At 74.0% G+C, this 14332-nt stretch carries 13 protein-coding genes; 3 read left to right on the forward strand and 10 right to left on the reverse strand.

The genetic code is table 11. The features are described 5' to 3' along the window. The 3 genes from SRB5_RS27635 to SRB5_RS27645 form a co-directional block, all read right to left on the reverse strand. On the reverse strand, positions 1–927 hold a 927-nt coding region (locus tag SRB5_RS27635), incomplete at its 3' end, for an ATP-binding cassette domain-containing protein (protein ID WP_153456225.1). A 167-nt stretch (positions 928–1094) separates the two neighbouring features. Next, positions 1095–1835: an NUDIX hydrolase gene (locus SRB5_RS27640; RefSeq protein WP_153456178.1), complete on the reverse strand. Its 741-nt coding sequence runs from the start codon at positions 1833–1835 to the stop codon at positions 1095–1097. A 197-nt stretch (positions 1836–2032) separates the two neighbouring features. Further along, on the reverse strand, positions 2033–3376 hold the full coding sequence (locus SRB5_RS27645; protein ID WP_153456179.1) for a DUF4192 domain-containing protein: 1344 nt from the start codon (positions 3374–3376) through the stop codon (positions 2033–2035). A 151-nt stretch (positions 3377–3527) separates the two neighbouring features. Between SRB5_RS27645 and SRB5_RS27650 the strand changes: the two genes are divergently transcribed. Continuing rightward, positions 3528–5675 carry a RecQ family ATP-dependent DNA helicase gene (locus SRB5_RS27650; RefSeq protein ID WP_153456180.1) on the forward strand — a complete coding sequence of 716 codons (2148 nt, stop codon included), beginning with the start codon at positions 3528–3530 and terminating at the stop codon, positions 5673–5675. A gap of 192 nt (positions 5676–5867) precedes the next feature. Beyond that, the gene (locus SRB5_RS27655) at positions 5868–6494 is read left to right on the forward strand and encodes a hypothetical protein (RefSeq protein WP_407703989.1); all 627 of its coding nucleotides are present in this window, start codon (positions 5868–5870) and stop codon (positions 6492–6494) included. A gap of 49 nt (positions 6495–6543) precedes the next feature. Here the strand turns inward: SRB5_RS27655 and SRB5_RS27660 are convergent, their stop codons facing one another. The 3 genes from SRB5_RS27660 to SRB5_RS27670 form a co-directional block, all read right to left on the reverse strand. Beyond that, complete coding sequence (locus SRB5_RS27660; RefSeq protein WP_153456181.1) at positions 6544–7101, reverse strand: hypothetical protein; 558 nt, start codon at positions 7099–7101, stop codon at positions 6544–6546. Between the two features lie 86 nt (positions 7102–7187). Next, complete coding sequence (locus SRB5_RS27665) at positions 7188–7889, reverse strand: ribonuclease HII (RefSeq protein WP_153456182.1); 702 nt, start codon at positions 7887–7889, stop codon at positions 7188–7190. A gap of 53 nt (positions 7890–7942) precedes the next feature. After that, positions 7943–8575: a TetR/AcrR family transcriptional regulator gene (locus tag SRB5_RS27670; RefSeq protein ID WP_153456183.1), complete on the reverse strand. Its 633-nt coding sequence runs from the start codon at positions 8573–8575 to the stop codon at positions 7943–7945. 114 nt (positions 8576–8689) lie between these two features. On the opposite strand from SRB5_RS27670, the gene SRB5_RS27675 reads away from it, so the two are divergent. Then, positions 8690–10240, forward strand: a complete 1551-nt coding sequence (locus tag SRB5_RS27675; RefSeq protein ID WP_323378606.1) for an MFS transporter — start codon at positions 8690–8692, stop codon at positions 10238–10240. A 54-nt stretch (positions 10241–10294) separates the two neighbouring features. On the opposite strand, the gene SRB5_RS27680 is transcribed toward SRB5_RS27675, so the two are convergent. The 4 genes from SRB5_RS27680 to SRB5_RS27695 form a co-directional block, all read right to left on the reverse strand. Next, positions 10295–11881 (reverse strand): DUF4153 domain-containing protein, encoded by a 1587-nt coding sequence (locus SRB5_RS27680; RefSeq protein WP_153456185.1) that lies wholly within the window; start codon positions 11879–11881, stop codon positions 10295–10297. Positions 11882–12032: 151 nt separating this feature from the next. Further along, positions 12033–12935 (reverse strand): ADP-ribosylglycohydrolase family protein, encoded by a 903-nt coding sequence (locus tag SRB5_RS27685; protein ID WP_153456186.1) that lies wholly within the window; start codon positions 12933–12935, stop codon positions 12033–12035. A 70-nt stretch (positions 12936–13005) separates the two neighbouring features. Then, positions 13006–13659 carry a histidine phosphatase family protein gene (locus SRB5_RS27690; protein ID WP_153456187.1) on the reverse strand — a complete coding sequence of 218 codons (654 nt, stop codon included), beginning with the start codon at positions 13657–13659 and terminating at the stop codon, positions 13006–13008. A gap of 46 nt (positions 13660–13705) precedes the next feature. Further along, a complete protein-coding gene (locus SRB5_RS27695; RefSeq protein WP_323378583.1) occupies positions 13706–14311 on the reverse strand; it encodes a YdbC family protein in 606 nt (201 codons plus the stop codon). Positions 14312–14332 lie beyond the last annotated feature (21 nt).

Genomic DNA, 14332 nt, shown 5'->3' on the forward strand with positions numbered 1-14332 from the left:
CGGGGTGAGGGTGGGGGGTGTCGCGGGTTCGGTGGTGTCCGTGGTGTCGGTGGTGTCCGTGGTGTCCGTGGTGTCGGTGAGGTGGTGGAGGGGGATGCCGTGGCGGTGGGCGATCTCGCCGACCGCGGGGGCGAGGGTGCCGTACACGGCCAGTTCGGTGCCGCCTCGTTCGGCGACCTCGACGAGGCCGTCGGGGGTGCTTCCGGTCCGGGTGAGGTGCGCGGCGAGGCGGGCGGCCTCGGGGGTGCGGACGAGGACGCAGCGGCGCAGCCGGGTCGCGGCGAACTCCGCCCCGTCCTGGTCGGCGTGCAGCCGTCCCGCGTCCAGGGTGAGCACGCGGTCGGCGAACCTGGCAGCGACGCGGGGGTCGGTGAGCGTGGTGAAGACGGTGATCCCGTCGTCGGCGAGGTCGCGGAGCACGCCGTGGAACCAGGTGACTTCGCGGGGGGCGAGGTCGCGTACGGGATCGTCCAGGACGAGGGTGTGCGGGTCACCGATCAGGGCGGTGGCGAGGCCGAGGCGGCGGTCCGCGCCGAGGGAGAGGGTGTCGAGGCGGTCGCCGGCCAGGCGGTCGAGGCCGGTCAGGTACAGGACGTCGTCGGCGTGGCCGGCGGGAACGCCGACGGCGGCGGCAAGCATCCGCAGATGGTCGCGGACGGTGCGGGCGGGGTGGCCCGGGGTGTCGCCGAGGAGGACGCCGACCTCGCGGCCGGGGAGCGGGACGGCGTCGAGCGGCCGGCCGTCGAAGAGGGTGATGCCGCGGCCGGTCTCGCGCCGGAGCATCAGGCGCAGCGCGGTGGTCTTTCCGGCGCCCCGGTCGCCGAGCAGCGCGGTGAGGCGGCCCGGGTGGGCCTCGAAGGTGAGGTCGTCGACCGCAGCCGGACGGTGAGCGGTGGGCCGGCTGGTCAGTCCGATGGCCTGGATCATTCGCACGCCCCGAGGTATGGAATGCCGACACGATATCGGGATGAAAGGGGCGTTACGTGGTACGACGCGTTACTCCGGCACGGTGTGCGACGTCGGATTCCTGACGGCCCGGGCGGACGGGCGAGTTGACCGGCGCGGGCGTCCCGGAACCGCCCGGGGCCGGGGTGTCAGACCTCCGGGCGCAGCATCGGCGGGTTCAGCAGGGTGGCGCCGCCGGCGCTGAAGAGCTGGGCGGGGCGGCCGCCCTGACGGGTCGTCGTACCGCCGGTGGGGACGAGGAAGCCGGGCGTGCCGGTGACCTTGCGGTGGAAGTTGCGGGGGTCCAGGGCGACCCCCCACACCGCCTCGTAGACCCGGCGCAGCTCGCCGACCGTGAACTCCTGCGGGCAGAACGCCGTCGCCAGCGACGAGTACTCGATCTTCGACCGGGCCCGCTCGACGCCGTCCGCGAGGATCCCCGCGTGGTCGAACGCCAGGGGCGACTGATCCTCGTCCCGGCTCAGCAGCGTCTCCACCGGCGCCCAGCGCACGCCGCTCGCGTCGCCGCCGGGCCGCGGCGCCGGCAGGTCGGGGGCGAGGACCAGATGCGCGACGCTCACCACCCGCATCCGCGGATCCCGCTTGGGGTCGCCGTAGGTCGCGAGCTGCTCCAGATGCGCCCCGGGCACGGGCGCCGCGTCGTCCGGCTGGGGCTGCAGCCCGGTCTCCTCGGCGAGTTCCCGCGCGGCGGCTTGCTCGAGGTCCTCGTCGGGGCGTACGAATCCGCCGGGCAGTGCCCAGCGCCCCTGGAACGGGGACTCGCCGCGGCGGACGGCCAGCGCGCACAGCGCGTGGTGCCGCACGGTGAGCACCACGAGGTCGACGGTGACGGCGAACGGCGGGAAGGCCGACGGGTCGTAGGGTGGCATGGCGCGATCATAGTCGTCTGCCTGACGATAATCAGGCCGTTGGGTCAGCCACCCGGCCGCCGTTCCCCTCCCCCGGCGGCCTCAGCCGCCTGGCTTCCGTTCCCTACCCGTCGCCTCGGCCGCCCGGCCGCCGGCTCCTCCCCGCGCCCCAGCCACCCGCCGCCGACCCCATCCCCGTCGCCCCGGCCGCGCGGCGGTCACGAGGCCGGCGCCGCGCCGGACGCGCGGTCGTCCCGGCGCCGGCGCCGCGCCGTCCCCGTCGGCCCCGCCGGCCTGCGTACCCCCGCGGGGCGGGTGCGGCGTGTGTCCGGGCGTCCGCGCAGCCGTCCCGTGCGGTGGCGGCGGCGCAGCGAGCGGCGCAACGGCTCGGGGTCGACGCCCTCGTTCACCGCCTGATGCAGCAGGGCCGCGAACGTGTACGCCGGGTCCAGGTGCAGGGCGCGGGCGAAGCAGACCCGGGCGGCGGTGTCGTCCCCGCCGGCCCAGGACACCCACCCGGCGAGCGTCACCGGCGCCGCGGCGTGCTCCCCGTAGGCGCCGACGCACCGGCGGGCCAGCGCGCGCCACAGCCGCAGCGCCGGTCCGGCGTCGGCGCCCTCCATCCACTCCGCGGCGCGGTCCCGGGTGGTCCGGTCCTGCAGCCCCATGATCAGCGCGGCCGCCTCGTCGTCGGTGATCCGGTCGTCGTCGTGGGTGTCACCGGCCGTGTCCCCGGCGCCCTTCGGGGGCGGGGCGGCGGCCAGCCGGTCCATCACACGCGCGGCCAGGGTGAGCGTCTCGCGCCGCACCGCGCGCCGTTCGGCGGCGGGGCTGCGCCGCGGCCGGGCCCCGGCGGGAGGCGCGGCCGGGACCGGGTCGCCGCCCGGCTCCTCACCGGCCTCCGCCCCCGGCGCGGTCCACTCGGCGGTGCCGAGGATGCGCGGCACCAGCGCGGCGCCGGCGGCGTCCAGGGCCCGGGTCTGGGGATCGCGGGGGCGCTCGGCGCGCGGGGTGAGGCGCGCCTCCATCTCCCGGATGGAGCCGCGGACCTGGATCCCCGCGTAGGCCGCGGCGGCCGCCATCGCCGAGGTGCCCGGCTCCACCAGCGGCGTCCCCTCCGCGGGGCAACAGCTCCCGTCGGGGCAGCAGTACGACCAGTACCGCCCGGCGGAGATGCACAGCGCCTCGACGACCGGGACGTCGAAGCGGCCGCACGCGGTGCGCAGCCGCTGGGCGAGCGGGCGCAGCCGCTCCATCGTCTCGCCCGGGGTCTCGGCGCCCTCGGGGTCCTGGCAGAGGAACACGATGATCCCCACGGGATCGACACCCCGTTTGCGGCTGCCGTCGATCAGGCATTCGGCGAGCTGGAGGCTGACGTCCGACCACTCCTCCCGGGACTCGGGGATGCCGAGCCGCAGCCGTCCGCCGAAGGTGCCGCGCTCGCCCTTGAGCGCGACCATCACAATGCTGTCGTTGGGGTGGAAGCCCATGAGGTACGGCAGGGCGTCCGCGAGCTCCGAAGGTGTGCGGAGCGTGATCTGGGCGTCGCTGTGTGAAGTCATGCGACTACGGTCCCGCACCGCGCCCGGCTTTCGCATCCCCCTGTGGATAACTCGCGATCATGACTCCTCACCAGGCGTTTCCCGCGCAAGAGGCGGATTTTTGAGCCGCATCGATTCGCCCGATGTCGGTGTGGTCCGGTTCCATGACCCCATGGACACCAGCGACCTCAGGACCGAAGCCGATCATGTCCTCGCCCGACTCGTCGGCCGCGGGGACGCCCGCCTGCGCGAGGACCAGTGGCGGGCCGTCGAGGCGCTCGTGGCGCACCGGCGCCGGGCGCTGGTGGTGCAGCGCACCGGCTGGGGCAAGTCGGCCGTGTACTTCGTGGCGACCGCGCTGCTCCGCAGCCGGGGCGGCGGCCCCACGGTGATCATCTCGCCGCTGCTGGCCCTGATGCGCAATCAGGTGGACGCGGCCGCCCGCGCCGGTATCCGGGCCCGTACGATCAACTCGGCCAACCCCGAGGAGTGGGACTCGGTCCAGGCCGAGATCGCGGCCGGCGAGGTGGACGTGCTGCTCGTCAGCCCGGAGCGGCTGAACAATCCGGACTTCCGCGACCGGGTGCTGCCCGAGCTGGCCGCGGCCACGGGGCTGCTGGTCGTGGACGAGGCGCACTGCATCTCCGACTGGGGGCACGACTTCCGGCCCGACTACCGGCGGCTGCGCACGATGCTCGCCGAGCTGCCGTCCGACGTTCCGGTGCTGGCGACGACGGCGACCGCGAACGCCCGGGTCACGGCGGACGTGGCCGAGCAGCTCGGGACGGGCGGCGGCAGCGACGCCCTGGTGCTGCGCGGGTCGCTGGACCGCGAGAGCCTGAGCCTGGGTGTGCTGGAGCTGCCGGACGCGGCGCACCGGCTGGCGTGGCTCGCGGGGACGCTGGACGAGCTGCCCGGCTCCGGCATCGTCTACACGCTCACGGTCGCCGCCGCCGAGGAGGTCGCGGCGTTCCTGCGGCAGCACGGGCATCCGGTGGCCTCCTACACGGGCCGCACGGAGAACGCGGAGCGGCTGCAGGCGGAGGAGGACCTCCTCGCCAACCGGGTGAAGGCGCTGGTCGCGACGTCCGCGCTGGGGATGGGATTCGACAAGCCCGATCTGGGGTTCGTGGTCCATCTCGGTGCCCCGTCCTCCCCCATCGCGTACTACCAGCAGGTGGGCCGGGCCGGCCGCGGCGTGGAGCACGCGGAGGTGCTGCTGCTGCCGGGACCCGAGGACGAGGCGATCTGGCGGTACTTCGCGTCGCTCGCCTTCCCGCCGGAGGAGCAGGTGCGGCAGACCCTCGCCGTGCTCGCGGACGCCGGGCGGCCGATGTCGCTGCCCGCGCTGGAGCCGCTGGTCGAGCTGCGCCGGTCGCGGCTGGAGACGATGCTCAAGGTCCTCGACGTGGACGGTGCGGTGCGCCGGGTGAAGGGCGGCTGGACGGCGACGGGTGAGCCCTGGTCGTACGACACGGACCGCTACGCCTGGGTGGCGAAGCAGCGCGCCGCCGAGCAGCAGGCGATGCGGGAGTACGTCACGACGGGCGGCTGCCGGATGGAGTTCCTGCGCCGGCAGCTGGACGACGAGCAGGCGGCGCCGTGCGGCCGCTGCGACAACTGCGCGGGCCCACGGCACTCCCCGAAGGTGCGCCCGGAGCTGCTGGACGCGGCGCGCGGTGAGCTGGGGCGGCCCGGGGTGGAGGTCGAGCCGCGGCGGATGTGGCCGACGGGCCTGGCGGCGGCCGGGCTGGAGCTGAAGGGGCGGATCAAGCCCGGCGAGCTGGCGGAGCCCGGCCGGGCGCTGGGCCGGCTGTCGGACATCGGCTGGGGCAACCGGCTGCGTCCGCTGCTGGCGCCGCGGGCGGGCGACGCGCCGGTGCCGCAGGACGTCGCGGCGGCGGTGGTGACGGTGCTGGCGGACTGGGCGAAGGGCCCCGGCGGCTGGGCGTCGGGGGCGCCCGGCGCCGCCGCGCGCCCGGCCGGTGTGGTGACGGTGGCGAGCCGGACCCGCCCGCGGCTGGTCCGTACGCTGGGCGAACACATCGCGTCCGTGGGCCGGATGCCGTACCTCGGTGAGATCGCCGCCGCCCCGGGCCGGCCGCACGCGCGCAGCAACAGCGCACAGCGGCTGGCGGAGCTGTCCGGCACGCTGTCCGTGCCGCCGGAGCTGGCGCGGGCCGTGGCCCAGGCGGCGGGGCCGGTGCTGCTCGTGGACGACTTCACGGAGACGGGCTGGACCCTCGCGGTCGCGGCCCGGCTGCTGCGCGGCGCGGGGGCCCCGGCGGTGTATCCGCTCGTGCTGGCGGTGCAGGCGTAGGCCCCGCATGCCGGCCCCGGGGGAGTTATCCGGCGCACCGTACGAAACCTCCCCCGGCCCGCAATTGCTCATTGCCGCAGGCCAGTCGGCCGGGAAGAATGGAGTCGCTCCCTGACCCAGCCCTCGCCCGGGGCTCACGCACCCCTGCCCGCAGCCGTCCGGCGTGGGCGCGCAGATGAAGGGAGGAGCCCCTTGGACTTTGGCTCCGCCCCCGCAAGCACCGGCATGTCCGGTCGCGTCCTCGAGCCCGCCGAGTGGGCCGACGCGAAGATCCCTCTGCTGCGCAGCCCGCGCGACGTGGTGAGCGGACTGCACGACCGCCACCGGCCGGCCCCCGCGACCGCCGTCGTCGCCGTCCTCGACCCGGACGAACGTCTGCTCGCCAGCGCCTCCTTCGGCCCGTCGGGCTCAGGCCGCCGGCTCAGCCGCGACGGCGGGCTCGCCGACGGCTGGCATCACCGCAACGCCCTGCTCGCCCATCTGCGCCGCGTCATCCCGCACGACCTGCGCCGCCGCACCCCGGTGCGCACGGCGGTGCTGATGTACTGCCGGGAGGGCGGCATGGGGTGGACGGAGGAGGACGGCGCCTGGATGTGGGGGCTGCGCGACGCGTGCACGCTGCACGGGCTGCGCTGCGGCGCGTACATCACGCTGACGCCGCAGGGCTGGCACGTGCTGGGCGAGGACCGCGGCGGCCGCAGCCCGCAGGCGTCGGCGCCGCGGGCGGCCGAGCGGGACGAGGTGCCCGTCGGCCGGCTGCACAAGGCGCCGCCGCTCGGCGCCGCCGCGATGCCGTTGCGTCACGCGGCGGCGCGCTGACCGCCGCCCGCGGCCGCCGGGCGGCGCGGGAGGCCGGGCGGACGGGGCCTCAGACCCCGGCCCCCGCCAGCGTGTTGATCCGCGCCGGGTCGCCGCACAGGACGAGCAGGGCGCCGGCCAGCCGCATGGCGCCGGCCAGGGCGGCGGCCACGACGGTGTCGTCGCCCCCGTCGACGGCGACCACGACCACCGGGCGCGCGGTGAGCCGCTCGGCACCGGCGGTGGCGTAGAACACGTCGTCGGCGGCCGACTGCTGGGCCCAGTAGGGCTCCTCGCCGAAGGACAGCTCGTGCGCGGCCCACGGATGCGGGTCGCCGGTGGTCAGCACCAGCACCTCGCCCGGCGGGCGGCCGGAGTCCAGCAGCAGGTCGACGGCCTCGTCGGCGGCGTCGACCGCGCCCTGGGCGGTGCTGGGGATCAGCTGCAGCTGCGGGCCCGCGGGGGCCGCGGACTTGGCTTCGCTGTGCGGGGTACGGGTCGCCTGCGCACGGTGCGGGCCGGGACGGCCGGGGCGTGCGGGACGGGGACCTGGGACGGGACGCGGGCTCGCGACGGCGCGGCCCGGAACACTCTCGTGAATCTGAGGCTCCTCGGGAGAGAGAGGCATGAGCTGATGTCTATCAAACGTGAGTAGGGATCAAGACGCGGGGTGGCGTCAATCGGATATCGAAGGCGCGAACACCCCGTGAACCGTCACATGTCGAGGCCGAGCTGCCCGGCCGCTTCCAGTGCCGCGGCCTCCGGGGAGAGCCGCGGGCGCTTCAGATGCTGCCAACGCGGGAGGGCGTCGAGATATGCCCACGACAGGCGGTGGAGTTCGCTGGGGCCCAGTTCCTCCAGGGCGGCCTTGTGGACGGGCGAGGGGTAGCCGGCGTTGTCGGCGAAGGCGTACGCGGGGCAGCCGGCGCCGAGTTCGGCCATCAGCGCGTCGCGGTGCTCCTTGGCGAGCACGGACGCGGCGGCGACGGCGACGCAGCTCTGGTCGCCCTTGATGACCGTACGGACCTGCCAGGGCGCCCCGAGGTAGTCGTGCTTGCCGTCGAGGATGACGGCGTCCGGGCGGACGGGCAGCTCCTCGAGGGCCCGCTGGGCGGCGAGGCGCAGCGCGGCGGTCATGCCGAGTTCGTCGATCTCCCGGTGGGAGGCCTGGCCGATGGCATGGGCGGTCACCCAGCGGCGCAGCTCGACCGCGAGGGCAGCGCGCCGCTTGGGCGTGAGCAGCTTGGAGTCCGTCAGGCCCGCCGGGAAGCGGCGCAGTCCGGTCACGGCCGCGCACACGGTGACCGGACCGGCCCAGGCACCACGTCCCACCTCGTCGATGCCGGCGACGGTCCTGGCGCCGGTCTTCGCCCGGATGGAGCGCTCGACGGTGTGGGTGGGAGGTGTGTAGGTCATGGCAGTTCCAGGTTACGCCCCCGGGGTGACGCGCCTGCTCTGACCCCGCCTTTTCAGCGGGCGCCCCCCTGCCGGGGGCAGAGCAGCGGCACCATGATCTCGTCGACCACCCGCACCAGATCGGCGTCGCACACGTCCGATCCGGTGATCTTGTGCCGGTACATCATCATGGCGGGGACCACGTCGACGACCAGCTCGCTGGTGGCGTCCGGGCGGACGTCGCCGCGGCGGATGCCGCGCCGGACGATCTCGCACATCAGCGCCTTGCCGGGCTCCACGACGCGGCCGACGATGAGCTCCATGAAGGCCTCGGCCTGGGCCCGGTCGCATTCGTCCAGCAGCGTGCGCAGCGCCTGGCCCGAGCGCGAGTACATCCGCGAGCGCATCATCCGTACGAGACCGAGGAGGTCCTCGCGCAGGCTGCCCTCGTCGGGGAGGCCGTCCAGCGGGGGGAGACCGTCCTTGAGCGCGTCGGCGACCAGGTCGGACTTGGACGACCAGCGGCGGTACACGGCGGCCTTGCCCGTCTGGGCGCGTGCGGCCACGCCCTCGATCGTCAGCCCGTTCCAGCCGACGCTGCCCAGCTGGTCCATCGTGGCGTCGAGGATGGCCTTCTCGAGCACGCTGCCTCTGCGGCGGACGGCTGCGGGGTGCGCGCCGGGAGCGGTCCGGTGCGAACTACCCATATTTTTCACTCCGTCGAGACCTAGTGAACGCTTGCGTTCACTGAGCGATTGTCACTAGTGTCTGAGAGGACAGTGAACGCTGCCGTTCACTATTTCACATGCAAGGGGAGCATGGTGACAACCTCTCAGGTGTTGAAAGACCGTACAGGGCCACGTCCGGCCCCGCGTGCGGACAAACGGGGCATCGCGCTGGTCCTGATCGCCGCGTGTCAGCTCATGGTGGTCCTGGACGCGACGATCGTGAACATCGCGCTGCCGCACATCCAGACTGCCCTCGACTTCTCGACGACCGGTCTCACCTGGGTGGTCAGCGCCTACACGCTGGCTTTCGGCGGACTGTTGCTCCTGGGCGGCCGGGCCGGCGACATCCTCGGCCGGCGCCGGGTCTTCGTCCTCGGCATCTCGCTGTTCATCCTCGCCTCGCTGCTCGGCGGCCTGGCCCAGGAGCCCTGGCAGCTGCTGGCCGCGCGGGTGCTGCAGGGGGTCGGCGGCGCCATAGCCTCGCCGACCTCGCTGGCCCTGGTGACGACCACGTTCCCGGAGGGACCCGAGCGCAACCGGGCGTTCGGTGTCTTCGCCGCGGTCTCCGCGGGCGGCGGCGCGGTCGGCCTGCTGGCCGGCGGTCTGCTCACGGACCTGCTGAACTGGCGCTGGGTGCTGTTCGTCAACGTGCCGATCGGTCTGCTGATCGTGGCCCTGGTGCCGCTGTACATCAACGAGTCGGAGCGCCATCCGGGCCGGTTCGACATCCTCGGCGCCGTGACGTCGACGCTGGGCATGGCCTCCCTGGTGTACGGGTTCATCCGCGCGGCCGACAAGGGCTGGGACGACGCCCGGGCGATGCTGTGCTTCGTGCTGGCGGCGCTGCTGCTGACGGCGTTCCTGGTCCTCGAGCGGTTCGCCCGCGACCCGATCACTCCGCTGCGGATGTTCCGCGACCGCAACCGCGCCGGGACGTACGTCATCATGACGACCCTGGCCGCGGCGATGTTCGGCATGTTCTTCTACATCGTGCTCTTCGTGCAGAACGTACTGGGGTACAGCGCGAAGGAGGCCGGCGTCGCGTTCCTGCCGGTGACGGTGGCGATCGCGGTGGGGGCCGGGCTCTCGCAGCGTTTCCTGCCGGTGCTGGGGCCCAAGCCGTTCATGGTGACGGGCACGCTGGCCGCCGGGGCCGGGATGCTGTGGCTGACGCAGATCGACTCCGGGAGCGGCTACGCGAGCGGGGTCCTCGGGCCGATCGTGGTCTTCGGCTTCGGTATGGGGCTGAACTTCGTGACCCTGACCCTGACGGCCGTCTCCGGTGTGCCGCAGCACGAGGCGGGCGCCGCCTCCGCCCTGCTGAACGTATCGCAGCAGGTGGGCGGTTCGATCGGGCTGGCCCTGCTGACCACGGCATTCGGCTCGGCCAGCCGCGAGGAGGCCAGGGCCCAGCTGCCGGACTTCATGGCGCACGCGCCGGAGAAGATGCAGGCGGTCTTCGCCAGGACCCACCAGATGCCGGGCAAGTGGGGCGGCGAGGTGCTGGCGGCCGGTATATCCCACGGCCTCATGGTGGCCGTCTGGATGATCTCCGTGGCGGTGGTGACGGCCCTCTTCGTGATCCAGGTCCGCAAGAGCGACCTGGAGGCCCTCAGCGGCAACAGCGGCGGGGCTCCGCACTAGCGGCCGGCGGTACGACGCGCCCGGGACCGGCGCCGACCGGTCCCGGGCGACCGCTCACCAGTCGCTGCCGCGCCCGCTGTAACCGCCGCAGGTCACGGTGCGGTCCACGGGCCGGCTCTCCAGGATGTCCCGCGCCCGCGCCTCGCTCAGGCTGATCGCGTACCAGGGCGCGGCCCCGTCCTCCTCGAGGTCGTCCGCGATGTCGATCAGCGCGCAGGAGCGGTACGGCTCGTCCAGCCGGTCCAGGACCGGTACGGCGTCCGCGGACAGCTGGGACAGATAGTCGGTGTCGATGCCCCGGTCCGCCAGATGAGTGTTCCGCTCGGCGATCATCGCGTCCGGGTTGACCAGGCCGAACGCCAGCACCGCCGCGGCGGCCGAGCCGGCGACCGCGCGCGGCAGCCAGCGCGCGCCGAACACTCCGGCCGCCATGATCATCACGATCACCAGCCCCAGCCACACCTCCACGCTGAACACGGAGATACGCAGCCGGGTCAGCCCGTACGCCTCGACGTACAGGTCCATCCGCCGCAGCGCGGACACGACCACGACCAGCGTGAGGACGCACAGCGTGCCCAGCACGCCCCGGACCAGCACCCGGTCGCGGTGCCCCGAGCGCGGCGCCCAGCGCAGGGCCAGGGCGACGACCACCAGCACCAGCAGCGTCACCCAGAGCAGCTGCCAGAAGCCCTGCCGCGCGTACTCGGCGTACGTCAGCCCGGTCTCGCGCAGCACGGTGTCGTAGCCGCCGAAGAGCACCACCAGCTGCACGCCGATGAAGACGGCGAAGAGCACGTTCAGGACGGCCAGAGGCAGCGCCCACTCCAGCCGGCCCCGCGCCTTGCCCTGCCCGGCCGGGATCCGGTCCCAGCGCAGCGGCGCCGCGGCGGTGCGGGCGGCGGCGAGCGCGCCCAGCGCGCCCAGCAGGAAGAGGAAGAAGCGCCACGGACTGTCGCCCACCGTCATATCCGGCGCCAGCGACCCCAGCAGATCCGCGAACGCCGCGTCGGCGCTCGCGAACAGCGCCCCGAACACCACCAGCAGCCCGACCGCGATCCCCCCGGTGCGCAGCACGAACACCCACCGCCGCCGGTTGACCGCCGCCCGCCGCTTCACCCCTTCGACCAGCCACCCCACCGACGCCGGCGCCGCCGCGAACAGCCCCGTCGGCCCCAGCAGCACCGCATGCCACCCACGCCCCCCGACCAGGGCGCACGTCCCGGCCGCCAGCGCCGCGAACATCGCCAGCGTCACGGGCCACAGCGCCGCCCGCAGCAGCGGTACGACCAGCAGCCCCACCCCGCCGCACGCCCACAGCACGGTCCACACCCGCGGCCGCCGACCCGCACCCCGCGCGGCGAAGTACGCGGCGGCGGCCGCCGGCACCGCGACGAGCAGCAGGTTCGCTCCCACCCCCTCCCCCATCAGCAGCGCCGTCAGCACCCCGGTGACCAGCACGGACACCAGCGTGCCCAGCCCCATGGGCGCGAGAGGCCCGGGCCGCACGGCTTTCAGCCACTCGGGGTCGGCGGGGGCATAGGACACCGTCCGCGCCGGAGATCCGGGGGCGCTCCACGGCGAGGAGGCGCGAGCCGGAGGCGGCAGGGCGTCCTGGGGTCCCGATATCGGAGTGTCGGACATACGATCCTCCCCACCACCGCCGCACCTGCCTCCCCAGGCAAGATCAACACGCCGGTGTGGCCGACAGGTTAAGCGCGCTCCCCCGCAGCCTCCCACCCGGCCCAACCCTCCCGTACCGCCTTGGCACGATCCCGTGACAAAGCGGTGACAGTCAGGGGAGCATCCACTCCGGCAGCGGCTCCGTCCGCGCCAGCCACCCCTGTGGCGGCCCCCACCCCCGGCGCCCGGCGAGCACCCCGCCGACGATCGCGCACATGGTGTCGACGTCGCCCCCGGCCCGTACCGTCGACCAGAAGGCCTCCTCGTACTCCCCCAGATGCCGCGCCACCGACCACAGCGCGAACGGCACCGTGTCGTGCGCGCTGGTCCGCCGCCCGTTGCCGAGCACCGCGGCGACCGTGGCCACGTCCGAGTAGTCCAGCAGGTCACGGGCCCGCCGCACCCCCTGCCCCACGGCGCTGCGCGGGATCAGGTCGCTCACTCCCGCCAGCAGTTCGTCGGGCCCGGGCGGGGTGTCCGGGCCGGCCACCAGCGCGGCCGCGGCGGCCACCGCCATACAGCCGGCGACACCCTCACGGTGCTGGTGGGTGACGTAGGAGGAGATCTCCGCCTGGTGGACGGCCTGCTCCGGGTCGTCCGCGTACCAGGCGCCGAGCGGGGCGACACGCATCGCGGCGCCGTTGCCCCAGGACCCGCGCCCGTCGAACAGGGCCGCCGACAGCTCGCGCCAGTCGGCGCCCTCCTGGCGGATCAGCCGCAGCATCCGGTTGACGGCGGGTCCGTAGCCGCGGTCGAAGTCGTGCCGTTCGGCGAAGGACGCGGCCAGCGCGTCCTGGTCGATGCGGCCGTGCGCGGCCAGCACGGACACCACCGAGCAGGCCATCTCGGTGTCGTCCGTCCACTGCCAGGGACCGGCCGGCAGCGCGCGCCGGTCCAGCAGCGGACGGTTGTCGGGGACGAAGAACTGGGAGCCGAGCGCGTCGCCCGTACTGAGGCCGCGCAGCGAGTCGAGGGCGCGCTCCAGACGCCCGGAATCGGAAGGATCAGTGGTCATTTCCGGTCAGCCTAGCCGCTGGCCGCCCGTCGGCCCCACCTGAGCGACCGCGGACAGGACAAAAACGCACTCAGACGAACGAGTCCGGCGTACACCACCGCTCGAACGGCCGGTCGAGGTGATAGCGCCCGGTGCTCTCGTCGAGCAGCAGCATCCGCGTCTCGGCGTTCCCCGGATTGGACAGCGACTCGAACTCCGCCACCGTCCAGTGGAACCACCGCATGCAGAACAGCCGCATGGTCAGCCCGTGCGTCACGATCAGCACGTTCTCCGGATGGTCCGGCTTCTCGAAGCTCCGGTGCAGGCTCTCCAGGAACGCCCCCACCCGGTCGTACACGTCGGCCCCGGACTCGCCCTGCGGGAAGCGGAAGAAGAAGTGCCCGTACGAGTCCCGGTACACCTTCTGCATCCGCACCTCGTCCGGGTCCTGCCAGTTCCCCCAGTCCTGCTCCCGCAGCCGGGGCTCCTCGCGGATCCGCATCCGGGCCCGGTCCAGCCGCATATGGACGAGGGTCTCCTGGGTGCGCCGGTACGGGGACACGTACGCGCTGACCGGCTGGTCCCCGAAGATCTCCCGCAGCCGGGCGCCGGCCTCGTGGGCCTGCTGCCTGCCGCGTTCGGTGAGTCGCAGGGCGTGGTCGGGCCGGTGCTCGTAGATCGTGTCGTCGACGTTGCCCTCCGACTCGCCGTGCCGGATGAGAACGATGCGCCGGGGCCGTGCCATGCGTGCCAGCGTAGTGGGCCCGCCCGCCGCCGGTGGCCGGGGGGGCTCAGACCGTCCAGCCGGGCTCGACCCGGATCACGTCGCCGGCCAGCGCGGCCACGTCGGCGGCGGTCTGCGCCCGCAGGCCCAGGCGCTCGATCCGCTCCACCCGGTACTTGCCGTGCTCGGCGGCGGAGTCCCACATGGACAGGACCACGAACTCGTCCCCCGGCGCCTGCCCGAACACGCCCCGGAGCATGCCCGGCGACCCGGCCATCGCCGGGTTCCAGACCTTCTCCTGCATCAGGGTGAAGTTCTCCACCCGGTCCGGTTTGACCCGCATATGGGCCACCCGCAGCACGTCGGCGTCGGAGAACCGGGGCTCGAACCCGACCTTCACGTCGTGCATCTTCTCGAAGAGCCGGACGCGCAGATCGCGGTACGTGCCGATCTGCGCGGCGGCGAGCCGGTCGTGGGAGCGGGCCATGAACGAGTCGTACAGCGCCCGGCTCTCCCAGAACCCGAAGACGTGCGCCACCCCCTCGCGGGACCGGCTCCAGCCGCCCCCCTGCCCGCGGAAGCCGGGCTCGCCGAGCAGCCCCGCCCATTTGCGCTGCGCCCGTTCGAAGCCGCGGCGGTCCACCACGGTGCAGCGCATCCACTTGACCAGCACCGCGCCATCGTACGGCCTGAT

This window comes from Streptomyces smaragdinus (genome assembly GCF_009604385.1).
GTDB lineage: Bacteria > Actinomycetota > Actinomycetes > Streptomycetales > Streptomycetaceae > Streptomyces > Streptomyces smaragdinus.

Bases quoted from the DNA above. Each gene is read 5' to 3' on its own strand.
- SRB5_RS27680 (WP_153456185.1), bottom strand. From the start codon at position 11,881: ATGTCCGACACTCCGATATCGGGACCCCAGGACGCCCTGCCGCCTCCG.
- SRB5_RS27690 (WP_153456187.1), bottom strand. From the start codon at position 13,659: ATGGCACGGCCCCGGCGCATCGTTCTCATCCGGCACGGCGAGTCGGAG.
- SRB5_RS27650 (WP_153456180.1), top strand. From the start codon at position 3,528: ATGGACACCAGCGACCTCAGGACCGAAGCCGATCATGTCCTCGCCCGA.
- SRB5_RS27685 (WP_153456186.1), bottom strand. From the start codon at position 12,935: ATGACCACTGATCCTTCCGATTCCGGGCGTCTGGAGCGCGCCCTCGAC.
- SRB5_RS27665 (WP_153456182.1), bottom strand. From the start codon at position 7,889: ATGACCTACACACCTCCCACCCACACCGTCGAGCGCTCCATCCGGGCG.
- SRB5_RS27645 (WP_153456179.1), bottom strand. From the start codon at position 3,376: ATGACTTCACACAGCGACGCCCAGATCACGCTCCGCACACCTTCGGAG.
- SRB5_RS27660 (WP_153456181.1), bottom strand. From the start codon at position 7,101: ATGCCTCTCTCTCCCGAGGAGCCTCAGATTCACGAGAGTGTTCCGGGC.
- SRB5_RS27640 (WP_153456178.1), bottom strand. From the start codon at position 1,835: ATGCCACCCTACGACCCGTCGGCCTTCCCGCCGTTCGCCGTCACCGTC.
- SRB5_RS27670 (WP_153456183.1), bottom strand. From the start codon at position 8,575: ATGGGTAGTTCGCACCGGACCGCTCCCGGCGCGCACCCCGCAGCCGTC.